The 26,329-nt window shown below is 70.7% G+C and carries 27 protein-coding genes, 3 tRNA genes and 1 pseudogene; 16 read left to right on the top strand and 15 right to left on the bottom strand.

The features are described from left to right. From ACWCRD_RS07300 to ACWCRD_RS07290, 3 genes and pseudogenes are all read right to left on the bottom strand, one after another. Nucleotides 1–240, bottom strand: a pseudogene (locus ACWCRD_RS07300) (hypothetical protein); the annotation flags it as partial. Beyond that, nucleotides 234–662 carry an ATP-binding protein gene (locus tag ACWCRD_RS07295; RefSeq protein ID WP_450964932.1) on the bottom strand — a complete coding sequence of 143 codons (429 nt, stop codon included), beginning with the start codon at nt 660–662 and terminating at the stop codon, nt 234–236. The pseudogene ACWCRD_RS07300 and the gene ACWCRD_RS07295, both read right to left, overlap by 7 nt. A gap of 46 nt (nt 663–708) precedes the next feature. Further along, nucleotides 709–1,116: an NUDIX hydrolase gene (locus ACWCRD_RS07290; protein WP_450964960.1), complete on the bottom strand. Its 408-nt coding sequence runs from the start codon at nt 1,114–1,116 to the stop codon at nt 709–711. Between the two features lie 109 nt (nt 1,117–1,225). On the opposite strand from ACWCRD_RS07290, the gene ACWCRD_RS07285 reads away from it, so the two are divergent. From ACWCRD_RS07285 to ACWCRD_RS07240, 10 genes are all read left to right on the top strand, one after another. After that, the gene (locus tag ACWCRD_RS07285) at nt 1,226–2,017 is read left to right on the top strand and encodes a GntR family transcriptional regulator (RefSeq protein WP_450964931.1); all 792 of its coding nucleotides are present in this window, start codon (nt 1,226–1,228) and stop codon (nt 2,015–2,017) included. Nucleotides 2,018–2,187: 170 nt separating this feature from the next. Further along, a complete protein-coding gene (locus ACWCRD_RS07280; RefSeq protein WP_450964930.1) occupies nt 2,188–2,556 on the top strand; it encodes an SCO3933 family regulatory protein in 369 nt (122 codons plus the stop codon). Next, the gene (locus tag ACWCRD_RS07275; RefSeq protein WP_450964929.1) at nt 2,556–3,932 is read left to right on the top strand and encodes an FtsK/SpoIIIE domain-containing protein; all 1,377 of its coding nucleotides are present in this window, start codon (nt 2,556–2,558) and stop codon (nt 3,930–3,932) included. The genes ACWCRD_RS07280 and ACWCRD_RS07275 overlap by 1 nt, the downstream gene beginning before the upstream one ends. Before the next feature lie 84 nt (nt 3,933–4,016). Further along, nucleotides 4,017–4,649, top strand: a complete 633-nt coding sequence (locus ACWCRD_RS07270) for a DUF2637 domain-containing protein (RefSeq protein ID WP_450964928.1) — start codon at nt 4,017–4,019, stop codon at nt 4,647–4,649. 15 nt (nt 4,650–4,664) lie between these two features. Further along, on the top strand, nt 4,665–4,856 hold the full coding sequence (locus tag ACWCRD_RS07265) for a mobile element transfer protein (RefSeq protein WP_450964927.1): 192 nt from the start codon (nt 4,665–4,667) through the stop codon (nt 4,854–4,856). 16 nt (nt 4,857–4,872) lie between these two features. Beyond that, nucleotides 4,873–5,067 carry a hypothetical protein gene (locus tag ACWCRD_RS07260; RefSeq protein ID WP_450964926.1) on the top strand — a complete coding sequence of 65 codons (195 nt, stop codon included), beginning with the start codon at nt 4,873–4,875 and terminating at the stop codon, nt 5,065–5,067. 25 nt (nt 5,068–5,092) lie between these two features. Next, nucleotides 5,093–5,338: a SpdD protein gene (locus ACWCRD_RS07255; RefSeq protein WP_450964959.1), complete on the top strand. Its 246-nt coding sequence runs from the start codon at nt 5,093–5,095 to the stop codon at nt 5,336–5,338. 142 nt (nt 5,339–5,480) lie between these two features. Further along, nucleotides 5,481–6,785, top strand: a complete 1,305-nt coding sequence (locus ACWCRD_RS07250; RefSeq protein ID WP_450964958.1) for a replication initiator — start codon at nt 5,481–5,483, stop codon at nt 6,783–6,785. Next, complete coding sequence (locus ACWCRD_RS07245; protein WP_365840627.1) at nt 6,782–6,988, top strand: helix-turn-helix domain-containing protein; 207 nt, start codon at nt 6,782–6,784, stop codon at nt 6,986–6,988. The genes ACWCRD_RS07250 and ACWCRD_RS07245 overlap by 4 nt, the downstream gene beginning before the upstream one ends. After that, nucleotides 6,976–8,220 carry a site-specific integrase gene (locus ACWCRD_RS07240; protein ID WP_450964925.1) on the top strand — a complete coding sequence of 415 codons (1,245 nt, stop codon included), beginning with the start codon at nt 6,976–6,978 and terminating at the stop codon, nt 8,218–8,220. Before ACWCRD_RS07245 ends, ACWCRD_RS07240 begins: the two co-directional genes overlap by 13 nt. A 97-nt stretch (nt 8,221–8,317) precedes the next feature. Here ACWCRD_RS07240 and ACWCRD_RS07235 read toward each other — a convergent pair. Continuing rightward, nucleotides 8,318–8,390, bottom strand: a tRNA-Arg gene (locus ACWCRD_RS07235). 189 nt (nt 8,391–8,579) lie between these two features. Beyond that, nucleotides 8,580–8,670 (bottom strand) — tRNA-Ser (locus ACWCRD_RS07230). 184 nt (nt 8,671–8,854) lie between these two features. Here ACWCRD_RS07230 and ACWCRD_RS07225 point away from each other — a divergent pair. Beyond that, nucleotides 8,855–9,316, top strand: a complete 462-nt coding sequence (locus tag ACWCRD_RS07225) for an SSI family serine proteinase inhibitor (protein ID WP_450964924.1) — start codon at nt 8,855–8,857, stop codon at nt 9,314–9,316. 265 nt (nt 9,317–9,581) lie between these two features. Further along, complete coding sequence (locus ACWCRD_RS07220) at nt 9,582–13,622, top strand: PAS domain-containing protein (protein ID WP_450964923.1); 4,041 nt, start codon at nt 9,582–9,584, stop codon at nt 13,620–13,622. Between the two features lie 21 nt (nt 13,623–13,643). On the opposite strand, the gene ACWCRD_RS07215 is transcribed toward ACWCRD_RS07220, so the two are convergent. Further along, nucleotides 13,644–14,222 carry a TetR family transcriptional regulator gene (locus ACWCRD_RS07215; protein ID WP_450964922.1) on the bottom strand — a complete coding sequence of 193 codons (579 nt, stop codon included), beginning with the start codon at nt 14,220–14,222 and terminating at the stop codon, nt 13,644–13,646. Nucleotides 14,223–14,403: 181 nt separating this feature from the next. Here ACWCRD_RS07215 and ACWCRD_RS07210 point away from each other — a divergent pair, with 181 nt between their 5' ends. After that, complete coding sequence (locus ACWCRD_RS07210) at nt 14,404–15,600, top strand: MFS transporter (RefSeq protein ID WP_450964921.1); 1,197 nt, start codon at nt 14,404–14,406, stop codon at nt 15,598–15,600. Nucleotides 15,601–15,729: 129 nt separating this feature from the next. Here the strand turns inward: ACWCRD_RS07210 and ACWCRD_RS07205 are convergent, their stop codons facing one another. From ACWCRD_RS07205 to ACWCRD_RS07180, 6 genes are all read right to left on the bottom strand, one after another. Next, nucleotides 15,730–17,406, bottom strand: coding sequence for a long-chain fatty acid--CoA ligase (locus ACWCRD_RS07205; protein ID WP_450964920.1), 1,677 nt, complete (start codon nt 17,404–17,406; stop codon nt 15,730–15,732). A gap of 138 nt (nt 17,407–17,544) precedes the next feature. After that, complete coding sequence (locus tag ACWCRD_RS07200) at nt 17,545–18,102, bottom strand: SigE family RNA polymerase sigma factor (protein WP_450964919.1); 558 nt, start codon at nt 18,100–18,102, stop codon at nt 17,545–17,547. Between the two features lie 180 nt (nt 18,103–18,282). Beyond that, entirely contained in the window at nt 18,283–19,449 is a 1,167-nt protein-coding gene (locus tag ACWCRD_RS07195) for a lipid-transfer protein (protein WP_450964918.1), read from the bottom strand. Then, nucleotides 19,446–19,862 (bottom strand): MaoC family dehydratase, encoded by a 417-nt coding sequence (locus ACWCRD_RS07190; RefSeq protein WP_450964917.1) that lies wholly within the window; start codon nt 19,860–19,862, stop codon nt 19,446–19,448. Before ACWCRD_RS07190 ends, ACWCRD_RS07195 begins: the two co-directional genes overlap by 4 nt. Further along, on the bottom strand, nt 19,859–20,770 hold the full coding sequence (locus ACWCRD_RS07185; protein WP_450964957.1) for a bifunctional MaoC family dehydratase N-terminal/OB-fold nucleic acid binding domain-containing protein: 912 nt from the start codon (nt 20,768–20,770) through the stop codon (nt 19,859–19,861). The genes ACWCRD_RS07190 and ACWCRD_RS07185 overlap by 4 nt, the downstream gene beginning before the upstream one ends. Nucleotides 20,771–21,008: 238 nt before the next feature. Continuing rightward, nucleotides 21,009–21,320 (bottom strand): hypothetical protein, encoded by a 312-nt coding sequence (locus ACWCRD_RS07180; protein ID WP_450964916.1) that lies wholly within the window; start codon nt 21,318–21,320, stop codon nt 21,009–21,011. 332 nt (nt 21,321–21,652) lie between these two features. Between ACWCRD_RS07180 and ACWCRD_RS07175 the strand changes: the two genes are divergently transcribed. Continuing rightward, nucleotides 21,653–22,522 carry a bifunctional DNA primase/polymerase gene (locus tag ACWCRD_RS07175; RefSeq protein WP_450964915.1) on the top strand — a complete coding sequence of 290 codons (870 nt, stop codon included), beginning with the start codon at nt 21,653–21,655 and terminating at the stop codon, nt 22,520–22,522. A 39-nt stretch (nt 22,523–22,561) separates the two neighbouring features. After that, nucleotides 22,562–23,029, top strand: a complete 468-nt coding sequence (locus ACWCRD_RS07170; RefSeq protein WP_450964914.1) for a hypothetical protein — start codon at nt 22,562–22,564, stop codon at nt 23,027–23,029. A gap of 14 nt (nt 23,030–23,043) precedes the next feature. On the opposite strand, the gene ACWCRD_RS07165 is transcribed toward ACWCRD_RS07170, so the two are convergent. The 3 genes from ACWCRD_RS07165 to ACWCRD_RS07155 all read right to left on the bottom strand — a co-directional run bounded on the left by ACWCRD_RS07165 (nt 23,044) and on the right by ACWCRD_RS07155 (nt 25,182). Next, complete coding sequence (locus tag ACWCRD_RS07165; protein WP_450964913.1) at nt 23,044–23,568, bottom strand: hypothetical protein; 525 nt, start codon at nt 23,566–23,568, stop codon at nt 23,044–23,046. 7 nt (nt 23,569–23,575) lie between these two features. Next, nucleotides 23,576–23,660, bottom strand: a tRNA-Ser gene (locus ACWCRD_RS07160). A 94-nt stretch (nt 23,661–23,754) separates the two neighbouring features. Further along, entirely contained in the window at nt 23,755–25,182 is a 1,428-nt protein-coding gene (locus ACWCRD_RS07155) for a S1C family serine protease (RefSeq protein WP_450964912.1), read from the bottom strand. A 266-nt stretch (nt 25,183–25,448) separates the two neighbouring features. Between ACWCRD_RS07155 and ACWCRD_RS07150 the strand changes: the two genes are divergently transcribed. After that, nucleotides 25,449–26,276, top strand: coding sequence for a glycerophosphodiester phosphodiesterase (locus tag ACWCRD_RS07150; RefSeq protein ID WP_450964911.1), 828 nt, complete (start codon nt 25,449–25,451; stop codon nt 26,274–26,276). Nucleotides 26,277–26,329 lie beyond the last annotated feature (53 nt).

Here is a 26,329-nt window from a genome sequence, read left to right as displayed (position 1 = left end):
CCGGCGAATACTTACTGGGTGGCGCCACTTCTTCCTCGTTTCCTTGTTCAGGACAACCCTATTGGGTGCCTGTCCGGAAACTTCGTGGCCCCTCAGGAGGGTGATTGCGACCCATCGGTCGGCCTGAGGTGCCGTGTAGGCGTCGAAGGATGCCCGGAGTGTCGGCTGTCCTGCGTCGTCGGTGAGGTCTTCGGTCCAGCATTCGCACCAGAAGCCGTGCAGGGGCTTGTCTATCAGCACGGGTGACCTCCCCTGCGGGTGTCGGTGAAGAGTTCCGCGGTGATGGTGTGGCCGCCGTCGCTGTCGTGGACCACGACCCGGTGGGCGATCATGCTGACCATGCTCAGGCCCCGGCCGTGCTCGGCCTCCTGGTCCTGGTGCTCGATCTTCGGGGCCGTGCCGGTGCCTCCGTCGTCGGTGACGGACAGGGCGATGATCTGCGGGGATACCGCGAGGGCCAGGTGGAAGCTGCCGGAGTCCTGGCCGCTGGCGGTGTGGAGGATCGCGTTGGCGCTCAGTTCGCTCACGATCAGTTCGGCGTCCTCTGCTAAGGGCGAGTCGCGCAGGATGTCGCGGGTCCAGCGGCGGGCCCGGCTGACCTCTTCCGGAAATCCTGGGCAAGTGAGCCCCCAGACCCGTGCTGTACCCGTATACTCGTGCATACAAGTTCCTTCGTGCTGGTAGGCCGCCATGTGCAGCGGGTTCGGGCTAGACGAGTTTCACGCCGTCGTGGGCGCGGATGGCCGGCGGGGACGTCGCGTCGAGTGCGTCGAGGACGCGGATTGCGTACGCCTCGTCGGCGAGTTCGGATACTTCTTCACGGGTGGCCCAACGCAGGGCGCGGGTCTCGTCGCCGGTGGTGGGCACGCCGTCGGCGGCTTCGCAGCGGAAGACCAGCGAGACGATCAGGCCCGTCATGTTCTTGTAGACGCCGGTCAGGGTCGCGGGAAGCGCGATCTTGATGCCGGTTTCTTCGAGGACTTCGCGCTGGAGGGCCTCGGGGATGGTTTCCCCGCGTTCGAGGACGCCGCCCGGGGGTTCCCACTTGGCGTTGTCGCGGCGCTGGATCAGGAGGGCGCGACCTTGGGCGTCGACGATGACTCCGGCGACGCTCACGGAGTGCGGACGGTCGGTGCTCACGTTCCTCGGCCCTCTCGGCTGGCTAGGCTCTCCACCGTAGCAACAAGACTCGCCCACACGTCTAGATACCTAAAGGAGTACACGCGTGAGCCCTTCTCTTCCTTCCGGCCTCCTCGGCGACCTGGACCCCACGAGTGATCGTGCGGTCTTTAGGCAGATCGCCGACCAGCTGCGCGAGGCCATCGACCGTGGGCGATTCCACGAGGGCGACAAGCTGCCCTCGGAAGCTGACCTCGTCGAGCACTACGGGGTATCCCGGATGACGGTCCGGAACTCCTTCTCCATCCTTCAGGGGGAAGGGCTCGTGCACGCCGAGCACGGCAAGGGCGTCTTCGTCCGGCCCCGGCCGCCTGTACGGCGTCTCGCCTCGGACCGGTTCGCGCGCCGGCATAGGGAGCAGGGCAAGTCCGCCTTCATCGTCGAGGCCGATGCGGCCGGCAGTCACCCCCAGGTCGACTCGCTGGAGGTGAAGGAGGAGAAGGCCAGTCCGGACGTCTCCGCCCGGCTCGGGTCCGTGCGGCGGGTGCTCGCCCGGCGGCGGCGGTATCTGCTCGATGGGCGGCCGGTCGAGTTCGCCACCTCCTACCTGCCCCTCGACATCGCCCGCGGTACGCAGATCGCCGAACCCAACCCCGGACCCGGCGGCATCTACGCCCGCCTCGAAGAACTCGGCCACCGCCTCGACCACTTCGAGGAGGAGATCCGGGCCCGGATGCCCTCGCCGGCAGAGGTGAAGACGCTCCGGCTGGCCTCCGGCGTGCCGGTCATTCATCTCATCCGGACCGCCTTCGACACCGAGGGGCGAGCCGTGGAGGTCTGCGACACGGTCATGGCGGCGGACGCGTACGTGCTGTCGTACCAGCTTCCGGCGACCTGATCCGTCATGGTTTGCGGTGGTGCGCGGGGACGTTCTCCCGAACTCGTACACCCCAACGTGCATACTCGTATAGACGAGTGGGCAAGTTGTGTGGCAGGGTGGTCCGCACGTTCCCGGCGATCGGGTTCGCAGACCGCTACATGTATAGACGAGTAGATAGGGGAAGTCCCTTGCGTACCATCCGTGTTGAGACCTCGACCGCGACGATTCTGCTGACCGAGGCTCCCGAGCCCAAGGTCCGCGACCGTCAGACGGGCGAGATCGCGAAGGACGCTGTCAGCGGCGAGGCGCTGATGACGCTGGGCGTCGTCCACATCGAGGACGGGGAGTCGTCGCTCATCAAGGTCACCGTTCCCGAGAGCGGTGTGTCCGAGGGGCTGGCGCTCGGTGCGCCGGTCTCGCTGCCGGGGCTGGTCGCCCGGCCGTGGGAGTCCGTGTTCAACGGGCAGCAGCGACACGGCATCGCCTTCCGCGCCGCCGCCGTCACCCCGGCCGCTTTCCCGGCCGTCACCGGGACTGACACCCAGGCTGCCGCCTGATGTCCGACCTGACGACGCTTCTGGAGGTGGGTGGTCCTGTCGCCGCACTCGGCGGCGGGGCCGCCTACGCCCGCGCCAAGCACCCGGGCGTGTACTGGTCCACGGTCGGCCTGCCGATATCCACGGCCCGGCTGCTCGGCTCGTACGGCTCGGTCATGGAGGCCTGTGGTCTGACCGTGGCGCCGTCCCGGCTGCGGGTCCTCGCCGTCAAGGCCACCACCCGCCGTGAGGTGCGGCCGGTTCCGCCTCGGCGGGGTCTCATCCGGCCCACTTCGACCGGGCTGCGTCTTCGGCTGAGGCTTGCGCCGGGGCAGGAACCCGCCGACGTCGCGGCCTCGGCCGAACGGCTGCGGCATGCCTGGGGCGTTCACGCCGTGTACGTCACCACCGTCAAGCCCGGCGTCGTCGAACTGCGGCTCGTCGGATACGACGTCCTGCGGAATGTCCGGATGCCCCGCAAGGTTGCTGGCGGCTTCCTCAAGGTGCCGGTCGCGCTGCGGGAGGACGCCATGCCCTTCGTGCGCGACTACCGCACCATCCCGCACCAACTCACCCTCGGTGCCACGCTGTCGGGCAAGTCCATGTACCTGCGCCATCTGATCACCGGACTCGCGCGGCAGCCGGTCGCTCTGGTCGGTATCGACTGCAAGCGCGGGGTGGAACTGGCGCCGTTCGCGGCCCGGCTCTCGGCGCTCGCCACCGACCAGGAGCAGGCGGCCGAGCTGCTGCCCGTGCTCGTCAAGGAAATGGAGGACCGATACGACCTGATCAAGTCGCGGCAGGGCATCGCCCCGGACACCCCGGACGAGGAGATCACCTCCGATATCTGGGGGCTGCCCGAGCGCGAACGCCCCACGCCGATGGTCCTGTTTGTCGATGAGGTCGCCGAACTCTTCCTCGTCGCCACCCGCAAGGACGAGGAGCGGCGCGACGAGATGGTCACCCAACTCATCCGGCTCGCCCAACTCGGCCGCGCCGCCGGCATCTACCTGGAGGTCTGCGGTCAGCGCTTCGGCGCCGAACTCGGCAAGGGTGCCACCATGCTCCGAGCCCAGTTGACCGGCCGAGTCTGCCACCGCGTCAACGACGAAGCCTCCGCCAAGATGGCGCTCGGCGACATCGCCCCGGAAGCGGTCTACGCCGCCTGCGCCATCGCACCTGAACTGCCCGGCCTGGCCGTGGCCGGTGACACCTCCGGCGGCTGGTCCCGCATCCGTACTCCCTATCTCTCCCTCGGCGACGCCGCCGAGATCTGCCGAGAGTCGGCGCACCTGGTTCCCGACCTGCCCGCGCTCAAGCCCTTCCGGCCCGACGTACCCGTACGACCGGTCGAGGCCCCGGCCCCGGTCGTCAAGCCACGCCCGGTGACCGACTGAGCCACCACCCTCACCCCGGTCGGCGTGACCGCCTCACGCCACGTCCCTACCCCTCCCATGCCTGAACCCGAAAAGGAGCCCCTCATGCGCGCCCAACTGGCCCGTGTCGACGCGGTGCTCGTCCAGGCGCTCATTGCCGCCGCGTTGTCCTTCGCCCACCTGCACGACATCGCTGTGGCGGCCGGACAGGCGGGTTGGAAAGCGTGGGCCTATCCGATCAGTGTTGACCTGCTGCTCGTCGCCGCCTGGCGTCGACTGCGCACAGGGGGCGGCAAAGCGTCCTCCTGGTGCTGGTTCGTCATCGCCCTGACCGCTTCCCTCGGCGCCAACGTCGCCACTGCCGGACTGCTCGACATGACCCACGTGCCGGCCTGGCTGCGCATCCTCGTCGCGGGCTGGCCCGCCGTCGCCTTCCTCGGCGGCACCCTCCTCGCCCACTCCTCTCCCACCCCACCGGACAACGCCACCGACCACGACGTCGAGGTGACCGGGGACCAGGAGCACGCGCCCGAACCCGCCCCCGAATCACCTGCCTACCCCGCCATCGAGGCACCCGAGCGTCCAGCCGTACCGGTCCCGGCCGCCCTGGTCGAGCACGCGCGCAAGGTCGCCGCCGAGCACCACACCCGCACCGGAGCCCCGATCGACACCCCCACCCTCCGCGCCCGCCTCGGCGTCCCGGCCCCCATGGCCGAAGCCATCGCCGCCCAACTCTGAAGGGAGGGCCGCCGCATGACCGCCAACCGCCGCTTCCGCAACGTCACCCGCATCGGCCCTGTCCAGGTCGCAACGTCGTACGACAACCGGGGCCGCGAGAAGCACACCGCCGCCTGCACTGCACCACGCTGCGGCTTCTCCGCCGACTACGACAGCCGCGCCGCCGCCGAACTGGCCGCCCGCACCCACCGCTGCCCCGTGCGCTGAAAGGACCCGGAAGACCGTGACCGTCAGCCTCCCGCTCGTGTTCGTCCTCGGCCTCTTCGCCTGGGGAGCGGTCAAGTTCCTCGGCGTCCGTACCTGGGTCGTCGTCCTGATCGCCCTCTTCGGCTTCTGGCTGTCCCACACCTTCATGGCGCCCGCCATCGAGTCCGGCACGCGCTCCGGCGTGGACGTCATAAACGGCACACATAACTAGACGAGTAGATGAGAAAGGGTTCGCCGTGTTCCTTCCCAAGTACCCCGACAACCCGACCCCGCCGCCCGCGCACACCCACGCCCCGACCGACCCGGCGCCCATACCGCGCTCGCTCCCGTCGGTCTCGATCGACAAGAACACCGTCGCGGTCGTGCTCGTCGGCGGAGTCGTCCTCACCGCGCTCCTGGCCGCCGTCGCCGTCACGGCCATCTCCGTCGCTGTCGCGGCCGTCGTCCTGCGCTCGATGCTGCGCGACCACAACCGGCGCTGAGCCCCGCCTCGGCCACCGGGGCGGCGGCACACGACCAAGCATCTCGCCGCCCCGGGGCCTGTTCCTCCCGACCGAGCCAGCCAGAAGGAGAACCGCCATCTTCACCCGCACCACTCCGGCCCCACTCCCGGAAGTCGCGAACCTGGCCGCCCAGGGCACGCTCCCGGGTATCCTCCGCCAGCTCTCCACCCTCGGCGGCTGCACGCATCCGATCCGCCTCGACGGCCACCGCACCGAGTACGACGTCGACACCACGACCGGTGAGGTCGGCGCCGTCCTCCATCGCCTCGACTCGACCGAGCTCCCGGCCGGCCAACTCCTCGTCCGCTGCAACAACCGCCGTACCACCCGCTGCCCGGCCTGCGCGGAGGTCTACCGCCGCGACACCTTCCACCTGATCGCCTCGGGCCTGCACGGCGGCAAGGGCATCCCGGAGCACGTCGCCACTCACCCGCGCGTCTTCGCCACCTTCACCGCACCGAGCTTCGGCCCGGTCCACAACCGTCCTTCCAGCGGACGTACTTGCCGCTGCGGCGTCCACCACGGCCAGGAGGACGAGACGCTTGGCACCCCGCTCGACCCTGACACGTACGACTACGAAGCGGCCGTGCTCTGGAACGCCCATGCCGGTGCACTGTGGCGACGCTTCTCGACCTATCTGCGCCGGGAGGTCGCCAAGCGCGCGGGGCTCTCGCAGCGCCGTTTCCGTGACCACGCACGCGTGTCGTTCGCCAAGGTCGCCGAGTACCAGAAGCGCGGCGCCGTCCACTTCCACGCGGTCATCCGCATCGACGGCCCCACTGGCGGCGACACCCCGCCTCCTCCCTGGGCCACCGCCGCACTGCTCACCGATGCCATACGAGCGGCTGCACGCAAGGTCCGCGTGGACGGCCCGGTCATCGACGGCCGTACGCACTCCTTCGTCTTCGGCCGTCAACTCGACGTCCGCACCATCCGATCCGCCGACTTCAACGACGGCCAAGAACTGACCGAGCGCGCCGTCGCCGCGTACATCGCCAAGTACGCCACCAAGGGCGCCGAAACCGCCACAGGAGCTCTCGACCGCCCCCTGAAATTCGCCGCCGAACTCGCCCAACTCGACATCAGCAACCACGCACGCCGCCTGATCCGAACGGCCTGGGACCTCGGCGCACGCAAGAGCCTCGAACACCTCCGCCTGCGCGCCTGGGCCCACATGCTCGGCTTCCGCGGCCACTTCTCCACCAAGTCCCGCCGCTACTCCACCACCCTCGGCGCCCTCCGAGACGCCCGCGCCGAATGGCGCCGCGCACAGGCCGCAGCGGCCACAGCCAACGACCGCGAGCCCGAGACGACGTACGTCCTAGCGCACTGGGTCTTCGCCGGAACCGGCCTGTCCTCCGCCGAAGCCTGGCTTGCTGCATCCCTCGAACCCGCCCCCGGAACGGAAGGAGAACCGACCAAGTGACCACGGTGACGATCCAGCGCAAGTGGCACACGACGGCCGAGGTCGCCGAGATGCTCGGCTTCGGCCTCTCCAAGACAAAGGCGCTCGTCCTTAGCGGCGAGATCCGTTCTGTGAAGGTCGGCCGCAACCGGCGCATCCTCCCCGCTTGGGTCGACGAATACGTGAACCGCTGCGCGGCCGATGACGAGGGATGGGCGGCATGAGCGGGAAGCGAGCCAACGGGGAGGGGTCCATCTACCCGTACAAGAGCGGCTTCGCAGCCTACGTCTGGGTCACCACCCCAGAGGGCGACCGCAAGCGGAAGTACGTCTACGGCAAGACACGCGACGAGACCCACGAGAAGTGGATCAAGCTCCACAACGAAGCCACCAAAGGTCCGGTACAGACTCGTCACCGCACGGTGGCGGCGTTCCTCTCCTACTGGCTCGACTCGATTGTGAAGCCCAACCTCGCCCCGCTGTCGTACGTCTCGTACGAGGGCTCGGTACGGCTCTACATCACTCCGCATCTGGGCACGAAGCGACTCGACAAGCTGACCGTCCGGGACGTGCGCGAGTGGCTGACCAAGTTGGCTGGCATCTGCCAGTGCTGCGCGCAGGGCAAGGACGCCAAGCGGTCCAAGGAACGGCAGCGTTGCTGTGCCGTCGGGGAGTGCTGTGAGGCGTACCCGTCCCGGCGCGTCGTCCAGGCGGCGCGCGACGCCCTGCGAGCCGCGCTCACCCACGCCGTGACCGAGGAGGAGATCAGCAAGAACGTGGCCTCGCTCGTCAAGGTCCCGAAGCCTCGTCGGCGCCGGATCAAGCCCTGGTCCGTCGTCGAAGCGGGCCGCTTCCTCGCCGATTCCCTGGCTCGGGAAGATCCGCTGTTCGGGGCCTGGGTTCTGGTGCTCTGCCTCGGGCTCCGCCGTGGTGAAGTCCTCGGCCTCACGTGGAAGTCGATCGACTTCGAGACGGGGGAGCTGTACGTGGATCACCAGATTCAGCGGGCAGGCCGTCAGATCCTGCACCGAGAGACGAAGACCGAAGAGTCCGACGACTTCCTTCCCCTCCCGGAGTTCTGCCTCAAGGCGCTCCGCATGCGCCGCGCTCAGCAGGACGGGGATCGGAAGGCGGCTGGGGAGCTCTGGCAGGACAGCCGCGGCCTGGTCTTCACCACGAAGTACGGGACGCCGATCGAACCCGGCAACCTCACCCGCATGTTCGCCCTGCGCGCCCGCCGTGCCGGTCTCCGGGTCATCCCGCTCCGGAACACCCGGCACACCTGCAGCTCGCTCCTGGTCGCCCTGAAGGTCCACCCGAAGGTGGCACAGCGCATCCTCCGGCACTCGCAGATCGCCATGACGATGGAGGTCTACGCGGAAGCGAGCGAGGAGGAGGTACGCGCCGCACTCGGCAAGCTGTCCGAAGCGATGGGCGGATCACGGACTGACGGCTGACGACATCAACCGCTGACATCAGCCGTTGCTGTACTTCGCTGCTGTACGGCACGAAAAAGCCCCCTCCAGAATGATCCCGAGGGGGCTTTGACCTGTGTGCACTCGGCAGGATTCGAACCTGCAACCTTCTGATCCGTAGTCAGATGCTCTATCCGTTAAGCTACGAGTGCTTGTTTTGTTTTCCCGCCGGTCCTGGTCCTTTCGGCCCGCTCGCGGCGACAGGAAGAACATTACATGACTGCCGCCGCCATGTGAAATCCGTTTGCCACACCCCTTGTGACCTGCGGAAACGCCTCTGCGGGCAGTTCTGGGAACGACGAAGCCCCGGTCGCTCGGACCGGGGCTTCGGTGATCTTGCGCGGAGGCGGAGGGATTTGAACCCTCGATGGGCTTTAAGGCCCAAACCGCATTAGCAGTGCGGCGCCATAGACCGGACTAGGCGACGCCTCCAGCACAGCCGCCCGCGCGAGCGCGAGTGGTGCGTGCAGATGATGACACAGTCGAGCGTGCTGTCACCAATCGACTCCCACGGTACTAGGCAGGCAGGCCGCAGAGCAAAGCCCTTCCGGTCCGTGCCGACGCGTCCGTGCCGAGGGTTCCGTGCCGACCGGGACGGTGGGGCGTTAGTCAGGGCATGTTCGCTCGGATTCTCGTCGTCGCCGCCACCGCCGCCGCCTCCGTCGTGCCCGCCGTCGCCCACGCCGACGTCGGCCGCCCCGGCCTCGCACCGCCGCCCGTGCAGGACGAGGACCGGGTCGGCGACCACCTCACCGTCACCGTCCGGCACGCGGGCGACGGTACGGACGGGACGTACGAGCTGTACTGCCATCCCGCAAGCGGCGACCATCCCGATGTCAGCGGTGCGTGCGAGATGCTCGATCGTGTCGCCCGGTGGGGCAGGGACACCTTCGCGCCCGTCCCCGAGGGCAGCGTCTGCACCATGCAGTACGGCGGGCCCGCCACCGCGCATGTCACCGGGAGGTGGGCCGGGCGGCCCGTCGACGCTTCGTACGACCGCAGCGACGGATGCCAGATCGGGCGCTGGGACCGGCTCGTGCCGTTGCTGCCCGATCTGCGGCCCCAGGGGCAGCCGTAGGGACGTTGGCACGTAGGGACTCGCACGGGGTTTTTGCCCGGGAAACCCAGAACTCCGTAAGGGTCTGGCGAAGGTCTCGCGAAGCCCTGCGCAGGCCAGAGGATGCGGGCACACGTTCTACTTCAACTCGTCGTGCGACCTCCCTCTCATCCGGCGTCGCGAGCGCAACCACTGCCCTTAGACTCCCTCGCGTGACACGTCGCGGGCCGGTTGGCAAGATGGCCCGAGCGGTCGGCAAGGTGCGGTAACAGGGAGGAAGCGTCTCGTGAGCAGCAGGCCATCCCGAGGCGCTGCTCGCCTCGCAGCCATACTCGACGCGCTTCCCGATGCGTTGGTGCTGGTCAACGCCAATGGGACCGTCGTCAACGCGAACACGATCGCGCTCGAGGCCTTTGAAGCGCCCGGGACCGCACTGGTGGGTCGGGGGCTCCTCGATCTGCTGCCGCAGTTCGACTCCAAGCTGATCCCGGGGTCCATGCGGCGGCCCGATCACATGGACCCCGCCGGCCGGACCAAGCCCACCCGGATGATCGCGCGGCGGACCGACGGGGTGGAGTTCCCCGTCGAGGTCACCAGCGCCAACCTCGAGAACGGACAGCAGGCCTACGACGGTTACGGCTACAGCAGCGACGAGCTGCTGATGCTCGTCGTGCGCGACCTGACCGGGACCGTGGACACCGAGGCCGAGCTGGCGCGTTCGCAGCGGCAGACCGAGATGATCCTGCGGGCCGCGTCCGAGGGTGTGGTCGGGACCGACACGGACGGGCGCATCGTCCTCGTCAATCCGGCCGCCGCTCAGATACTGGGTTACCGGGCCAGTGATCTCGGCGGCAAGGAGCTGCACGCCCTCGTGCTGCACTCGCGAGCCGACGGCTCCCCCTTCCCGTACGAGGAGTCCGCGCTCGCCGACACCCTGCGCTCCGGGCGCAAGCACCGGGTGCGCGGGCAGGTGCTGTTCTCCAAGGGCGGGGACAAGGTCTCCGTCGATCTGACCACCGCACCGGTGCGCGACGGGGACCAGCTCGTCGGTGCCGTGATGACCTTCGCCGACCGGCGGCCGTACGACGCGCTCGCCGAGGAGAAGGCCGCCGTCGAGAAGCGGCACGCGCAGGAATTGGAACGGATCGAGGAGGAGCACGCCTCCGAGCTCACCGCTCTGCGTCAGAAGCACGTCACCGAGGTCGAAGCGCTGCAGGAACAGCACGACGAGGAGCTCGCGGCGGGCGAGGAGCGGTATGCCGCACTCGGCGAGCGGGAGAAGGACCGTTTCGAGGCCCTTGCCGGGCGGCACGAGCAGTTGCTGACCCTGCTGGGCCGGTCGCTGCGCGGACCGCTGGACGAACTGCGGCGCGAGCTGGCCGCCCTCGCCGCCGACGACGCCGGCCAGCTGTGGCCGGAGGCCAACCAGGTGCTGCACCACCTGTCGGCCGGTTACTCGCGGATCACCACGCTCATCGACAACGTCCTCGGCTATCAGCTGCTCGACGCCGGGAGCGAGCAGATCACTCGTACGAAGGTCATGCTCGACGCGGTGGTCGCCGCCGGTGTCGACGGGGCCGTCGAGCTGATCGGGCCCGGCCGGGTGCAGTTCGCCGTGCACGCGCCGCCCATCGAGGCCGAGGTCGACCCGCAGCGCCTCGCGAGTGCGCTCGCCCATCTGGTCGCGGACGTCGCCGGTGTCGACGCGACCGGCAACGCGCCCGTGTCGGCGGGCGGTTACATGGACAACACGGTCGTCGTGGCCGCCGCGCAGCGCGGTGAGGTCGTACGGATCGAGGTGCGCGGGCCGTATGCCGGGGGAGACCCGGTGCACGAGCCGATCGTGCGCGGGATCGTGCGGGCTCATGGCGGTGTGCTGCAGACGCACGAAGTGCCCGGGATGAGCGGCAGCGCGTATGTGCTGGAGGTGCCCATCGGGGGCGGGGCCGGGGCCGTTGCGGCCGACGGTCCGGTCGAGGTTCCGGGTGCCGAGTCCGACGAGGGTGTCGCTTCCGACCAGACCTACGGTGGCGGGCGGCGGCATGGCCGGCGGTCCTCCGTCGACGCGTTCCTGGAGAGCGAGGGGCCGGCGGAGGCCGGTGACGCGGAGGGCGGTGTGCCCACCGGGCGGCGTCGCAGGCGGGCGGTGGAGGAGTCGGCGGCCGCCGCGGCCTCGGCAGCGCTGGAGCTTTCCGGTGGTACCGGGCGGCGGCGTGGGCGGCCGGCCGACGCCGGTGACGGTGTCGCCGAGGGTGCCGTCGTGATGGCCGGCGAGCACGGCGCCGGGACCGCGGCCGTCGGTACGGGGCTGGGCGGGACGGTTCCGCCGCAGGGCGTGCCCGCGCCCGGCGGCCGGCGTGCGCGACGGGACGGCGGCGCGCAGCCCGCCCTGCCCGCGGCGCTGCCCGCGGGCCCCGCGTCGGCCGAGCAGCCGGTCCAGGCCGGGCAGGCCGTAGCCGCACTGAATGCCGAGAACGGCGAGCCGACCGGGCGCCGCCGTCGCGCCCTGGCCGCCGCGAACGACCGCGCCGCCGCGCAGGAGGCGGCCCCGCGTTCGGTGTTCGCCCTGCCGCCGGCGGAGGCGGACCGGGTTCCCGCCGCGGGTACGCAGGGGCAGGCGCCGGTGCCTGGGCAGGCAGCCGTACCTGCGCAGGGGCAGGCGCCGGTTCAGGTTCCTGTTCAGCCGCAGGCCCCTGTTCAGCCGCAGGTCCCCGGGCAGTCGCAGGTCCCTGTTCAGCCGCAGGTCCCCGCGCAGCCGCAGGTTCCCGCGCAGGGCGGCCAGGATGCTTCCGGTGACGGCCTGGTCGACGACGGTCGTCACGATGCCGTTCCGCACGACCAGTCCGGCGACCACACTCCGCCGCAGCCGCACCCCACGAGCGCGCCGACGGGTCGCCGTCGCCGTGCCGTGGCGCAGCCCGGAGCGCAGGAGGCCGGCGGGCAGACCGCAGGGCAGGGGGCGCCGGTGCAGCAGGCCGCGCCCGTTCCCGATCAGGCGGCCGCCGGGCAGAACGGCACCGGCCAGACCGCACCGGCCGCCACCGCTCAGCCGCTTCCCGCAGCGCCCGTGGAGGCGGCCCCCGGTCAGTCCACCCCGGCCCCCGGCACTCCGCAGCCCCCGGAGGCCCCCGCGGCACCGGCCCGCCCGGCCCAGCCGCTTCCCGCCGAAGCAGCCGCCGCGCCGGCCGCCCCCGTCGACCCGAACTCCACGCAGGGCCAGGCGATCAGCGTGCGGACGCTGGGCCAGGGGGTGCCGTTCACGCGGCAGGCCGCGCAGGTGCAGCAGCCGTCGTCCACGCCCGCGCCGCACAACCCGAGCGGTTCCGGTCGGCGTCGCAAGCTGGGCAACCGGACCGAGCCCGCCGCGGGCCCGGAGCAGGCGGCCCGTCCGCACCCGGCGGCCGAACAGACGCCCGTACCGGCACAGCCCCAGCCTTCGATGGCCGGGCAGTCGCGGCTGGCGCAGATGACCGAGGGCACCGGGCGGTCCTATGCCATAGGGGCGCCGGACGAGAACGCGGCCGAGGGGCCGGAGCCGCTGGACGGTCCCGGTGGGGCCGTGGAGATCGCGGACACCCCGCGCCCGGTGCCGATGGACGACGAGCTGCCGCCGGAGCCGCTCGACAACCCGCGGCGGCTGCTGGTGTGGCCCGCGCCGGACGTGACGACCCAGCAGGCGCTCAGCGACCGCGGCTACCGGCCGGTGATCGTGCAGTCGCGCGAGGAGGTCGACGCGCAGATCGCCGCCTTCCCCGCCGCGCTGTTCGTGGACCCGCTGACCGGGCCGATCACGCGGACCGCGCTGCAGTCGCTGCGGCAGGCGGCGGTGGCGTCCGAGGTGCCGATCATGGTGACCGCGGGGCTCGGGCAGGCGACGCGCGAGGCGGCGTACGGCGCCGACCCCGCCGTGCTCCTGAAGGCGCTCGCGCCGCGGGACAGCGAGCAGCATCCGCCTCGGGTGCTGCTGATCGAGGAGCACGCGGAGATCGCGCTGGCGCTGACCGCGACGCTGGAGCGGCGCGGGATGCAGGTGGCGCGGGCCGCGAGCGATGCGGACGCGGTGACGCTGGCGGGGCAGCTGCGGCCCAACCTGGTGGTGATGGACCTGATGCAGGTGCACCGGCGCCAGGCCGGGATCATCGACTGGCTGCGGGCGAACGGGCAGCTCAACCGCACCCCACTCGTCGTCTACACCGCCGCCGTCGATCAGGCCGACCTGCCGCGGCTGGCCTCCGGCGAGACCGTCCTGTTCCTCGCCGAGCGGTCCACCAGCAGCGAGGTGCAGAGCCGGATCGTCGATCTGCTGTCGCGGATCGGGACCAACTAGGCCCCGGTCAGGGCTGCTTCGCTACTTCGCGACGAGCCTGCGTGCCGCCTCCTTGATCGAGGTGCGCAGGCGGTCGCGGTCGGTGTCGTCGGTGCCCGCGAGGATGCGGCGCATCTGCGGGACGACGACGGCCCAGTTGGCCAGCGCGGTCAGCAGGAGGAGCAGGTCGCGGGGCGGGATGGCGGCCGTGATGACGCCGCGGGCCTGGCCGTCCTCCAGGGTCGCCACCTTGCGGCGGTAGTGCTCCTGGCGTTCGGCCTCGTCCGGCAGGTCGGTGGTGCCGTACTCCAGGCCCTCCCAGAAGAGCAGGCGCAGCACCTCGGGGTGGGCCTCGTGGTAGTCCATCAGGCGGTCGATCCAGCCCTCGATGTCGTCCGGGTCGACGGGGACGGCCGCGGCCAGGTCGAGCATGACCTTCCCCAGGACCTGGGTGAACAGCGCTGCCTTGTTGCCGAAGTAGGCGTAGATCAGCTGCTTGTTGGCCTTGGCCGCGGCGGCGATGCGGTCGATGCGGGCCCCGGCGATGCCGTGGGCGGCGAACTCGGCGACCGCCGCCTCGAAGATCCGGGCCCTGGTGGCCTCGGGGTCTCTGACTGCCATGGGGGCAGGGTACCGCTCCGAGGTCGGTAACCAACTATTTGGTTGACAGGGAATCGGCGGGAGGTGCACGGTGTTCTTCCTTCCAACCAACCAGTTAGTTGTTGGAGCTGACTCGAAGAACCTGAGAACCAAAAGAACCGAAGAGCCGAAGAGCCGAAGAACTCGAAGGAGTCCGTCCGCTATGCAGTCCACCACCGCAGCACAACCGGTCCGGACCGCCGCTCCGGCGCCGGCGGGCGCATCACGCCTGCTCCTGCCCCTCATCGCCCTGTGCACCGCCGTCACGGCCGCCAACATCTATCTCGCGGCGCCCCTGCTCCCCCTCATCGCCCACGACTTCGGCTCGACCCCCTCCGCGGTCGCCTGGATCGCCTCCGTCGCGCAGTTCGGCTACGCGGCCGGCCTGCTCTTCTTCGCCCCGCTCGGCGACAGCGTGAACCGGCGCCGTCTGGTCGCCGTCCTGTCCCTGGTCACCGCCGCGGCCCTGGTCACTGGTGCCACGGCGGCCGGGACGACCGCGCTCGCGGCCGCCGTGCTGGTCGCCTCCGCGGCCACGGTGGTCCCCCAGCTCCTCGTCCCGCTGGTCGCCGCACGCGCCCCCGCCGACCGCCGCGCCCGGCATGTCGCCGCCGTCATCTCCGGTCTGTTCGCCGGCATCGTGGCCGCTCGTGTGCTCGGCGGCCTGGTCGGTCAGGCCTTCGGCTGGCGGACGGCCTTCGTGGGCGCGGCGGCGCTGACCGCCGTACTGGGGCTCGCGACCGCGCGTGTCCTCCCCGCGGAGACGCCCCGCCGCCAGGGTTCGCTCTTCTCGGGCCTCGCCGCCATGCCGTCCGTCGTGCGCCACTCGCCGGACCTGTGGCGGGCGTGCATACGCCAGGCGGGGATGTACGGCGCCTGGAGCGCCCTGTGGACCTCGCTCGCCCTGCTGCTGACCGGCGAGTCCTACGGCCTGTCCACCGCGGCCGCCGGTCTGTTCGGCCTCTTCGGGCTCACCGCGAGCGCGGTGGCGCCCCTGGCCGGCGGACTGGTCGACCGCTTCGGCGCCGCCAAGGTCGTACGGTCGGCGTATCTGCTCGCCGCCGTGTCCGTGCCGCTGTTCTGGCTGGGCGGGCACATGATCGCCGCCCTGTTCGTGGCCGCGATCGCCGTTCACGCGGCCCTCGTCGCCTCCCACGTCGCCAACCAGACCCTCGCCCTCACCACCACCTCGGCCCCGGCCACCGCCAACAGCGCCTACGTCGTCGCAGGCTTCGCCGGCGGCGCCACCGCCTCGGCCCTGGCCGGCCTCGCCTTCGGCCACTGGGGCTGGGGCGGGGTGTGCGCGGTGGCGGGGCTGTGGCTGGTGCTGGGGTGGGGGACCACCGCCGTACGGCGATGACGCCCCGCGTACGGCGGGCGGTGGACGCCGCCGTGATGAAGGGCGCCGTACGGCGGCCGGTGGACGCCCCCCATACGGCGGTGACAGCTCTGGCCCCCGGCCCCGGTAAGCGGTGCCGGGGGCCTTCGCTCAGAGCTTGGTCACGTCCAGTGCCCCCTCCGCGTACTGCCTGCGCAGCACCTTCTTGTCGAACTTGCCCACGCTCGTCTTCGGCACCGCCTCGATGATCGTCCAGCGCTCCGGGAGCTGCCACCTGGCGATGTGCCCCTCGTCGGCGAGGAAGGCGCGCAGGGTCTCGAAGTCGGCCGTGGCGCCCTCCTTCAACACGACCGTGGCCAGCGGGCGTTCGCCCCACTTCTCGTCGGGAACGGCGACCACGGCCGCCTCGGCGACGTCCGGGTGGGACATCAGGGCGTTCTCGAGGTCGACGGAGGAGATCCACTCGCCGCCGGACTTGATGACGTCCTTGGCGCGGTCGGTGAGGGTGAGGAAGCCCTCGGGGGAGATCGTGCCGACGTCCCCCGTCTTCAGCCAGCCGTCCTCGCTGAACTTGTCGGCCGGGCGCAGGGGTTCGGCGTCGGGGCCGTTGTAGTAGGCGCCCGCGATCCAGTTGCCGCGGACCTCCAGCTCGCCGGCGGACTCGCCGTCCCAGGGGAGGCGCTCACCGCCGGGGCCGCTGAGGCGGGCCTCGACGCCGGCCGGGAAACGGCCCTGCGTCAGGCGGTACGCGAACTCCTCCTCGGTGCCGACCGCATGGGCCGGCGGGCGGGCGACCGTGCCGAGCGGGGACGTCTCGGTCATGCCCCAGGCGTGACAGACCCGCATGCCCAGCTTGTCGAAGGCCTCCATGAGGGAGGGCGGACAGGCCGAGCCGCCGATGGTCACCTGGGTGAGGGAGGAGACGTCGCGCGGCTTGGCGGTCAGCTCGGCGAGCAGGCCCTGCCAGATGGTGGGGACGGCCGCGGCATGGGTCGGGCGCTCGGACTCGATCATCTCGGCGAGCGGCGCCGGCTGCAGGAAACGGTCCGGCATCAGCAGGTTGACGCCGGTCATGAAGGTGGCGTGCGGCAGGCCCCAGGCGTTGACGTGGAACTGGGGGACCACGACGAGCGAGGTGTCCTGGTCGGTCAGTCCCATCGACTGGGTCATGTTGACCTGCATGGAGTGCAGATAGATCGAACGGTGGCTGTACACCACGCCCTTGGGGTCGCCCGTGGTGCCGGAGGTGTAGCACATGGCGGCGGCCTGGCGTTCGTCCAGCTGGGGCCAGTCGTAGGTCGTCGGCCGGTCCGCGATCAGGTCCTCGTACTCGTGCACCTGGGGGCGCGCGCCCTCGAGGAGGGAGCGGTCACCGGGGCCGGTGACGACGATGTGCTCGATCGTGGGCAGCTTCGGCAGCAGCGGGGCGAGCAGCGGCAGCAGCGAGCCGTTGACGATGACGACCTTGTCGGCCGCGTGGTTGACGATCCACACCAGCTGCTCGGCCGGAAGGCGGAGGTTGAGCGTGTGCAGCACCGCGCCCATGGAGGGGATCGCGAAGTAGGCCTCGACATGCTCGGCGTTGTTCCAGGCGAGGGTCGCCACCCGGTCGGCGTCCGCGACCCCCAGCTCCTCGCGCAGCGCATGCGCGAGCTGGGCCGCGCGGGCTCCGATCTCGGCGAAGGAGCGGCGGTGCGGCTCGCCCTCCCCGGTCCAGGTGGTCACCTGCGATGTCCCGTGGACCGTCGACCCGTGGGTCAGGATCCTCGAGATCAGCAGCGGTACGTCCTGCATCGTGCTCAGCACGGTGTCCTCCCGTGGCGACATTGCCTACGCGGCGGTAAGGGTTGCGCTGATTCTGCGCACATACCGCGCGGTATGTCACTAGGTGCCGATGATCGATCGCGTCACGTCGGCCCCCAATAGCCACCAGGTCACCCCTCGCCGGGGCACCAGGTAGCCGCATTACCGCACAAGCCCCAGCTCAGGATCCTCGCGCAGCTTGCCCAGCGCACGCGACACCGCCGACTTCACCGTACCCACCGACACGCCCAGCACCTCGGCGGTCTGGACCTCGCTGAGGTCCTCGTAATACCTGAGGACGACCATCGCCCGCTGCCGGGCGGGCAGCTTCATGATCGCCCGCCACATCGCGTCGTGCAGTGCCTGACGCTCGGCCGGGTCGTCACCGCCGGGCACGGGCTCCGGCTCGGGCAGCTCCTCGCACACGAACTCGTCGACCCTGCGCTTGCGCCACTGCGAGGTGCGCGTGTTCAGCAGCGCCCGCCGCACATAGCCGTCGAGCGCACGGTGGTCCTCGATCCGCTCCCAGGCGACATACGTCTTGGTCAGCGCGGTCTGCAGCAGGTCCTCCGCGTCGCTCGGGTTCGCGGTCAGCGACCGGGCGGTACGCAGCAGCACCGGCTGCCGGGCCCTCACGTACGACGCGAACGACGGATACGGGAGGGTCAGCGCCGCCGGTTCGGCAGCGGTCGACGCGCTGGTGCAGACGGGTGTGGTCATGGCTCCACGCTATGAGCGGGGGTGCCTCCGGCTCATCGGCCGCAGGTCCCGAAGCCGAGTCCCCCTCAGGTTGTAGGGGTGGAGGTAGCTGCACCTCCTGTAGGTGGACGAGCGGCCCCGGGATACTGCGGGATGACCCCTGGGGGTCGCCCCGCCACCCGCGCTCCCGGACCCGGCCGCTCAGCCGTCCGCGGTCAGGACCAGGCCGGATGTGGGCACGCCGGTGCCTGCGGTGACCAGGACCCGTCCCGCCCCCGGTATTCGGTTCACGGCCGTCCCGCGCAGCTGGCGCACCCCCTCGGCTATCCCGTTCATCCCATGGAGGTAGGCCTCCCCGAGCTGCCCTCCGTGCGTATTGATCGGCAACGACTCCCCGGCCACGAACTCCGCCGCCTCCCCTTTCCCGCAGAACCCGAACTCCTCCAGCTGCATCAGCACGAACGGCGTGAAGTGGTCGTACAGGATCGCCACGTCCATGTCGGCCGGCGTCAGCCCGGAGGTGCGCCACAGCTGCCGGGCGACCACGCCCATCTCCGGCAGGCCGGTCAGGTCGTCGCGGTAGAAGCTCGTCATCTGCTCCTGCGCGCGGCCCGCACCCTGGGCCGCCGCCGCTATCACGGCCGGCGGATGGGGCAGATCGCGGGCCCGCTCCACCGAGGTGACGACGATCGCCTGGCCGCCGTCGGTCTCCTGGCAGCAGTCCAGGAGCCTGAGCGGCTCGACGATCCAGCGCGAGGCCGCGTGATCGGCGAGGGTGATCGGACGGCCGTGGAAGTACGCCGCCGGGTTCGTCGCCGCGTACTTGCGGTCGACCACCGCCACCTGCCCGAACGCCTCCGGGGTCAGCCCGTGGGTGTGCAGATACCGCTGCGCGGTCATCGCCACCCAGGACGCCGGGGTCAGCAGCCCGAACGGCAGGGACCAGCCCAGTGCCGCGCCCTCCGCGGACGGCTCCCGGTGCTGCACCCCGGAGCCGAAGCGGCGACCCGACCTCTCGTTGAACGCGCGGTAGCAGACCACGACCTCCGCGATGCCCGTCGCCACCGCGAGCGCCGCCTGCTGGACGGTCGCGCAGGCCGCGCCGCCGCCGTAGTGGATCCGGGAGAAGAAGGACAGTTCGCCGATCCCGCAGGCCTGGGCCACGGTGATCTCCGGGCTGGTGTCCATCGTGAACGTGACCAGTCCGTCCACGTCCCCCGGGGTCAGCCCGGCGTCGTCCAGCGCGGCCCGCACCGCCTCCACGGCCAGCCGCAGCTCGCTGCGCCCCGAGTCCTTGGAGAACTCCGTGGCGCCGATGCCGGCGATCGCGGCCCGCCCGCCGAGGCCGTCCCGGGTGCGGACGCTCATCCGGCACCTCCGGGGGTCTGCGCGGGGACGGTGACCGTCACCGTGCCCGTGACATGGCTGCCGATGCCGTTCTCCCCCACCACCCGGACCGTCGCCGTGTCGCCGTCGGCCTGCTCGACGACCTTCTCCACCGTGCCCGTCAACACCATCGTGTCCCCCGGGTAGTTGGGCGCTCCCAGCCGTATGGCCACTGTGCGCAGCACGGCCGTCGGGCCGAAGTGGTCGGTGATGTAGCGGCCGACCAGGCCGTTCGTCGTCAGGATGTTCATGAAGATGTCCGGGGAGCCCTTCTTGTGGGCCAGCTCGGCGTCGTGGTGCACGTCCTGGTAGTCGCGGGAGGCGATGGCGCCGGCCACGATCAGAGTGCGGGTGATCGGGATCTCCAGCGGCGGCAGCTTCTCACCGGCCCTCATACGGCCTCCTCCTCCCGGGCGCGGAACACCGGCAGCACCAACTCCTCGTCGTACACCTGGAATTCGAGCCGCACGGGCATCCCGATGCGCACCTTGTCGTACGGCACTCCGACCACGTCGCTGATCATCCGTACGCCCTCGGCGAGTTCGATGAGGGCGACCGCGTAGGGCGGGGAGAAGGCCGGGAAGGGCGGGTGGTGCATGACGACGTACGAGTACACCGTGCCCTCGCCGCTCGCCTCGACCGTGTCCCAGTCGGGGCCGCCGCACTTGTTGCAGCCCGGCAGCCAGGGGAAGCGGAGGGTCGCGCAGTCGGTGCAGCGCTGGATGAGCAGCCGGTGGCGCTCGACTCCTTCCCAGAAGCCGGCGTTGTCACGGTTGACGACGGGGCGCGGGCGCCGGGCCGGCTGCTCGGGCTTTTTCCGGCGTACGGGGGCGTACTTGAGGATGCGGAAGCGGTGCGTGCCCATGAGGGCGTGGCCCACCCGGACGTCCGTCCGTGTCGTGACGAAGTACCCCTTGCCCAGCTTCGTCGTCTTCTGCTCGGACACCGACTCGATCACCGTGTCGAAGGCGATCTCGTCCCCGGGGCGCAGGGGTCGCAGGTACTCCTGCTCGCAGTCGGTGGCGACGACCGAGGTGCAGCCCGCCTCGTCGAGCAGGGCGAGCAGTTCGTCGTAGTCTCCCGTGCGGCCCTCGTGGCCGGAGAGGCCGCCCATGGTCCAGGCCTGGAGCATGGTGGGAGGAGCTATGGCGTCGGGGCCCGCATAGGCCGGATTGGTGTCCCCCATCGCCTCGCACCAGTGCCGGATCATGGGTGCGTTGACGGGATCCCTGCCTCTGCCCGACACGGCGGCGCGCCGCCCCTCGAAGGCCTTCAGCCGTGCCCCCAGCTCGTCCTCGCCCATCGTCGCCCCCTCGCCGTCTCCTGCATCGCGCATCGCACCGACACTTCTGGTACACCGCAGCCGTCGAGCGGGTTCCGTCGTTGCCCGCCAGAGTTTCTGACTGTCCGTCAGATGAAGAGCAGTGTCAAGGTCGTCGGCCCGCACGGGAAAACGCCTGCGCGGCGGCACCGGAGTACCGCCGCGCAGACGCCCTTGCACCCCAGCGCACACCCTGACCTTGCGGGTCAGGGGCGCCCGCTCACCACAGTTCGGTGAAGTTGATGGCCACGTTCCTGTTCCCCTGGTTGACGGCCGTGAACGCTGATCCCTTGACCTGGGCGGTGTTGCTCTGGTTCGAGGCGCCGGAGCCGACCGCGTTCTGCTGTGTGGTCGAGGAGTTGCCGTTGTTGTCGTCGCCGACACCGCTGCCGACGGCGCTTGCGACACCCGCGTTCGATCCGTTGTCCGCGATGGCGCCGTTGTCCGCCGCCGCGACGCCGGCGAACAGCGCGGCGGCCAGCGGAAGGGCGGAGACTGCGGCGATGACGCGGGCGGTACGGATGCTTGCCATGTTGTTCCTCCAGAACACCAACGTGAAGTACGGCTGTTACCAAGGCAGTTGGCCGACCGCCCCGGCGCTGTGCACGACGTCGCAAGATCAGAGTTGCCCACCGAATCCCCGGCGAACCACCCCGGAACGCGCTATTCCTCCTCAAGTGCTACGACATATCGATAAACCCCTATCGCCACTTTCAACGCCCAGGTCAGGACAGTCCGGGCGTCTCCATCCCAAGCGCCGCAAGGGGTGCAGTGGTCCGGCACTTTTCCGGCCAACCTCCGCACCCCGGCGCGTCGAACCCAGCCCCTCTTCCTTTTTTCGAACGCGTGTACGAAAATAGAGGCATGGCCACCACCGACCGGCAGGCCACGACGCTGGCCCTCGCACACGCCCTGTCAGCCGCCGAACGCGGACTGGCCGTCATCCCCCTGTCCCGGACGAAACTCCCGGCCCTGCGCTCCCCCCACCGCGACGACCCCGACCCCCGGCCCTGCCACGGCGAGTGCGGCCGCCTCGGACACGGGGTGTACGACGCCTCGACCGACCCGGCACGCATCCGCGAACTGTTCGCCGCGGCCCCCTGGGCGACCGGCTACGGCATCGCCTGCGGCCTTCCGCCCCACCATCTGATCGGCGTCGACCTCGACACCAAATCCAATACGGACTCCTCGGCGGCCCTGCGCGAACTCGCCCTGCGCCACCTCTTCACGATCCCCGAGACGGTCGTCGTCCTCACCCCCAGCGGCGGCCGCCACCTCTGGCTGAGCGGCCCGCCCGACGCCGCCGTCCCCAACTCCGCCGGCCGGCTCGCCCCCGGCATCGACATCCGCGGCGCCGGCGGCTACCTCGTCGGCCCCGGCTCCCGCACCGACCACGGCGTCTACACGGCGGCACCCGGCACGGCCCATCTCGCGCCCGCCGCCTGCCCGCCGGCCCTCCTGCGTCTCCTGCTGCCGCCGCCGCGCCCGGTCCACCCCTCGACGCACCCCTCGGCCGGCGACCACGGCCAGGGCCTCGTCCAGTTCGTCCTCGCCGCGCACGAGGGACAGCGCAACACCCGTCTGTTCTGGGCCGCCTGCCGCGCATACGAGAACGGCATCGGGCCGGCCCTGGTCGCCCCCTTACTGGACGCGGCACTCAACACCGGTCTGTCGGAACGCGAGGCACGGGCGACGATCGCTTCGGCGGCGCGGATGACGGGGCACCGGCCGTGAGGCCGGGCGAAACCTGGAGCACATGAGCAGAGGACGTCCATGCACCACCGCACCAGAGCGCGGACCATGTCGCTGGCCCGCGTGGTCCTCTCCTCCGGCCGCCGCGTCGACCTCGCCGCGCTACGGCTGTCGTCGACGTACGCAGGCATGCCCGAGGACTGCCCGGGCTACCCCTGCAAGCCGGTCAACGACATGGTGATCGAGGGCCTGCTGAGCACCGCCGCACGCACGTCCCCCGCCACCCCGGTCCACCTCGTCCCGCCCCCGCGCGCATACCCGGACCAGTACGCGGGCGCCTTCGGCCCCGTGGAGGTCCTGCCGTCCGTCGCCTGCGTCGGCTCCTTCCGGTCCTCGGCACTGGACCCGTCCCACGACCCGGTCCTGTACCACTCGGCCCTGACGGTCATCTGGTTCCAGCCGACCGCCCGGGTGCCGTGCGAATGCGATGCGGAGAGTTCGCTGCGCGGGGTGGACTGGGAGGGGCTGGCGCGGGACTGCGAGCTGTAGCCGGCCGGTCCGGCTCACACCCTTTCGATCCGCCAGGCAATCATCCCCGTGGCGCCCCGGCCGCCGTTGATGTCGACGTGCTGCTCATTCTTCGCGGTGAAGCGTTCCAGGACCGGCGTCCCGTCGCAGGAAAACGGCTTCCTGGCCACCGCGCCTGCCGGTGCGAACTCGATGGCGGCGGTTCCGGTGCCGGCACAGACCACGGTCAGACGGTAGGCGGTGCCCGCGGAAAGGCCCGGATCAGTGTGCAGTCCGTCCGGCACCCGTTCCAGACCGGAGGCCACCGTCGAGCCGGTCGCGGTGGCTTGCAGGGCCGACCGGGCTACTGCACCGAGCTTCTTCTCCTGCTGTGCCGCGGTCGTGGTGGTTCGGCTCGGAAAAGCCGCGTTCGCGTGCACCGGTTCGGCGCCGGGCCCTGACGTGCACGCTGAGAGGAAGAACGTCGGCAGGAGAACCCAGGCTGAGATGCGGAAGCGTGTTGTTGCCACGTGAAGCAAGAGGGCCTTGGTGCCGGAAGCGGTTCCGGCACCAAGGCTCAACAACCAGCGGTGGGTGTGGGATTTGAACCCACGGTGACTCGCGCCACGACGGTTTTCAAGACCGTTCCCTTAGGCCGCTCGGGCAACCCACCCCGCTGCCGCCCACCAGGGGCGGAGCGGGTACAGCGTACCGGCCCTGAGTGTGTCGTGCGGGCCGTGGCCCGCGCCGGGGTCCGAACCGCGAGGTCAGCTGTCGCCCTGCCGCGCGCCCAGGGTGAGCTGGACCGTGTGGGACTTGCCGTCGCGTTGGTAGGTGATCGTGACCTGGTCGCCGGGCTTGTGCGTCCAGATCTCGCCGATCAGGGTGGGGCCGGAGTCGATGACGCGGTCGTCGAGCTTGGTGATCACGTCACCGGGCTTGAGGCCCGCCTTGTCGGCGGGTCCGCCGGACTCGACCGCCGCGGAGCCGCCGGCGCCCTGCTCGGTGATCTTCGCGCCGCTGGAGGAGTCCTCCAGGGAGACGGACGCGCCGATCTTCGCGTAGACCGGCTTGCCGGTCTTGATCAGCTGCTGGGCGACGTACTTGGCCTGGTTGATCGGGATGGCGAAGCCCAGGCCGATCGAGCCGGACTGGCTGGAGCCGCCGAGGCCGCCGCTGCCGGTGGACTGGATCGCGGAGTTGATGCCTATGACATTGCCCGCCGCGTCCAGCAGCGGCCCGCCGGAGTTGCCCGGGTTTATCGAGGCGTCCGTCTGCAGGGCGCTCATGTACGACGCACTGCTGCTGCCGGAGCCGTCGCTGGAGGCCACCGGGCGGTTCTTCGCACTGATGATGCCCGTCGTGACCGTGTTGGACAGACCGAAGGGGGCGCCGATGGCGATCGTCGAGTCGCCCACGGCCACCTTGTCGGAGTCGCCCAGGGGCAGGGGCTTGAGGTCCGACGGGGCGTTCTTGAGCTTGATGACCGCCACGTCGTAGCCCTGCGCGTGGCCGACGACCTCGGCGTCGTACTTCTTGCCGTTCGGGAAGGTCGCCGTGAGCTTGCCGCCGTCGACCGCGTCCGCGACCACGTGGTTGTTGGTGACGATGTGGCCCTGGGTGTCGAAGACGAAACCGGTGCCGGTGCCGCCCTCGCCGCTGGTGGACTCGGCCTCGATGGTGACCGTGCTCGGCAGCGCCCTGGCGGCCACGCCCGCGACCGTGCCCGCGTCCCGCTTGACGGCGCCGCCGCTGGTGGAGGCGGAGACCGTGGTGGAACCGGTGTTGTCGTCGTTGTTCTTGGCCAGCGTGTAACCGAGGCCGCCGCCCAGGCCGCCGGCGACCAGCGCGGCCACCAGGATCGCGGCCACGAGACCGCCGCGGCCGGACTTCGGTGCGGGCTGCTGCTGGTACGAGGAGCCCCAGCCGGAGCCCGCACCGCCGGCGCCGCCCTCGGCGTACGAGGGCATTGCCGGGGGCGGCCAGGAGGCGTCCGGAGCCGGGCCCGCGGGCGCCGGCTGCTGCTCCTGCGTGTGCTCCTGCGCGCCGGGGGCGCTCGGAGGTACGGGCGGAAGCGGGGCCGTCTGGTCGCTCCCTTCGGGGGCGGCGGGTGCCGAGGGAGTGGGAGCGTCCACCGGCACGGGGGGTGCGGACGGGGCCGGGGGTACCGCGGTGCCCTCGTTCTCGGTGCTCACAGCTTCTCTCCTCGGTCCACGGCTGTTGTTCTCGGTCGCACTCGGTCGCACTCGGTCACGCTCGTTCACGTTCTCGACGGCCCGGCGCGATGCAGCTGTGCATGTTCTTTTGTATGCCGTCAGCTTTTCCCATGAGCCGTCAGGGCACCATAAGCGGTGCCTGTGGGTCCGGGGCCATTCTTTATATAGGCCATGACAGGCAAAAGGGGCGCAATCTATGCTCCTCCGATCGCACGACTACCCCCCTGCGGTGGCACCATGACGCGGTGACCCACGCACGCCGGCACCGGATTCAAGTCGTCGCCCACCGCGGAGCCTCCGAGGAGGCCCCCGAGCACACCCTGGCCGCATACAAGAAGGCGATCGAGGACGGCGCGGACGCCCTCGAGTGCGATGTGCGCCTGACGGCGGACGGCCATCTCGTCTGCGTCCACGACCGTCGCGTCAACCGCACGTCCAACGGTCGCGGGGCGGTCTCGGCGCTGGAGCTCGCGGAGCTCGCCGCCCTGGACTTCGGCTCGCGCAAGACCCGGGAGCTGTGGCGCACGCGCGACGAGGAGCCCGACTGGGAGTTCCGGCCCGAGGACCGGGAGGACACCTCCGTACTGACCCTGGAGCGGCTGCTGGAGCTGGTCGCCGACGCGGGGCGGCGGGTGGAGCTGGCGATCGAGACCAAGCACCCGACGCGCTGGGCCGGACAGGTGGAGGAGCGGCTGCTGGTGCTGCTGAAACGGTTCGGCCTTGACGCCCCGGCGTCGGCCGCCGAGTCGCCCGTGCGCGTGATGAGCTTCTCGGCGCGCTCGCTGCATCGCGTGCGTGCCGCCTCACCGACCCTGCCGACGGTCTATCTGCTGCAGTTCCTCTCACCCCGGCTGCGCGACGGACGGCTGCCGGCGGGTGTCCGGATCGCGGGCCCCTCGATCCGGATCGTGCGCAATCACCCCGCGTACATCGAGCGCCTGAAGGCGGCCGGCCACCAGGTGCACGTGTGGACGGTGAACGAGCCCCAGGACGTGGATCTCTGCGTCGACCTGGGCATCGACGCCATCATCACCAACCGCCCACGTGCGGTTCTGCGTCAGCTCGGCCGCTGAGCGGCGCTCCTCGCTGTTGGTCACCACGGTCCGTGACTGCGGTTCGTCACTTT

The organism is Streptomyces sp. NPDC002092, assembly GCF_053593775.1.
Note: the sequence above shows the minus strand (reverse complement) of the source record. Positions and strands in the feature narration are given on the sequence as shown.